This window comes from Streptomyces sp. NPDC055140 (assembly GCF_053607285.1).
The window spans coordinates 1-1,819 of the sequence record NZ_JBSGTG010000168.1; the positions used below are offsets into that span (position 1 = coordinate 1).

A 1,819-nucleotide genomic window follows, 5' to 3' on the forward strand; every position below is an offset into this window, starting at 1 on the left:
GTCCCGATTTCTGCCCGTACCGCCGCCACACTGACGTTGCCGTTCGTCGTGGCCGTGCTGCCGCAGTAACAGAACGGGTTCCCGGACGAAATACGGTGCCGTCAGGCTGGCTTCATCGCGCATGGCCCCTGTCGACGGGGCGTATGCCAGTCCACGGCGCCGGGCCCACGGATGGGTCCGAGGCCGACCGTGCCCGCGGACCTCTGAGTGTCCGCGGTGGGGGTGCAGGGGCGGTGACTGCACCTCGTAGGACTCGGAGAACACCACTTCGACGTACTCAGGAGTGCTTGCCGCGATGACTGACATCACGACGCGTGCTGTGCCGCACACGACGCCTCGATCGACGTACGGCCTCGCCGAACTCGACAAGGAAACCCGCATGGGCGGGGCCGGAACCGAGACCACGGCGCGGGAGATCCGTCGCATCGACCTCTCCGACTTCGAGGCCCGCAAGGCCGAGATCGCCGAGGAGCTGTGGGCGGCGGCCACGGACATCGGGTTCTTCCAGCTGGTCAACCATGGCATCGAACAGGCTCTGGTGGGCGAGGCGTTCACGAACGCTGAGGGATTTTTCGCGCTGCCCGAGGCCCGCAAGGCCCGGCATGGGCTGAAGAAGGGCCTCAACTCCGGGTGGGAGTCCATGGCCCAGGTCAGGCCGTCCGTCGGGACACCGGACCAGAAGGAGTCGTACCAGGTCACCCGCCCTCACATGGAGGGGCTCTGGCCTGACGACATCCTGCCCGAATTCCAGCTGTGCGCCCTCGACTTCGAGACGCGCTGCCGCGAGGTGGCGATGCGGGTCTTGTCCTGCTTCGCCGACAAGCTGGGCTTCGCCGGCGACTTCTTCAGCCGCGCCCACGACCCTCAGAGCATGCACTACCAGTCCACCCTGCGGATGCTGCACTACTTCGCGATCCCCGAGGACGCCGAGCCCGACCCGAAGGTGTGGCGGGCCGGTGCGCACACCGACTTCGACTGCCTGACACTGCTCTTCCAGCAGGAAGGGCAGGGCGGGCTGCAGGTATGCCCAGGAATGGAGGCCGAGGCCCAGGAGTGGACTCCCGTGGTGCCCTCGGCCGACGCCATCACCTGCAACATCGGCGACATGCTGATGCGGTGGAGCGACGACCGGCTTCCGTCCAACTTCCACCGGGTCAAGTCCCCGGGCCCTGGCGAGGACCGGGGCGCCCGCTACAGCATCGCCTTCTTCGCCCAGGCCGACCGTGACGTGGTGATCGAGGGGCCGCAGGGCCGGTATCCGCCGATCACGGCGGAGCAGTACATCCAGCAGCGCATCGCCGCCAACTTCGCACGGTAAGGGGACTGTCGTGATGATGTCTGCGGAGCAGCTGGCGCCGTTCGGGCGGCTCGCGGTGCTGGGTCTCCAGCACGTTCTGGTGATGTACACGGGCTGTGTCACGGTGCCGCTCGTCTTCGGCGCGGCCGCAGGGCTCGATGCCTCGACCATCGCTCTGCTCATCAACGCGGACCTGCTGGTCGCGGGCGTCGTCACGATGATCCAGGGCGCGGGCGTCGGGCGGGTGCTCGGCGTCCGCATGCCCGTGATGGCCGGCGCTGCCTTCACCGCCGTGACGCCGATGATCCTGATCGCCGGTGAGTACGGGCTCCAGGCCGTATATGGTTCGATGCTCGCCGCAGGACTCTTCGGCCTGCTCGTCGCCTGGCCGTTCGCCAAGGCAGCGCGCTTCTTCCCGCCGCTGGTGAGCGGTGTGGTGATTACCGTGGTCGGCCTGGCGCTGATCGGTGTCGGCGTCAACCTTGTCGTCGGCAGCGACCCCACGGCGGCGGACTACGCGGC

2 protein-coding genes are annotated in these 1,819 nt (G+C 68.0%); both read left to right on the forward strand.

Annotation, left to right across the window (positions count from 1 at the left end):
- Positions 1-295: 295 nt before the first annotated feature.
- Positions 296-1,318, forward strand: a complete 1,023-nt coding sequence (locus tag ACWFR4_RS48685) for an isopenicillin N synthase family dioxygenase (RefSeq protein ID WP_453658399.1) — start codon at positions 296-298, stop codon at positions 1,316-1,318.
- A gap of 13 nt (positions 1,319-1,331) precedes the next feature.
- Positions 1,332-1,819: solute carrier family 23 protein (locus tag ACWFR4_RS48690; protein ID WP_453658401.1), on the forward strand; the 488-nt coding region annotated here is incomplete at its 3' end.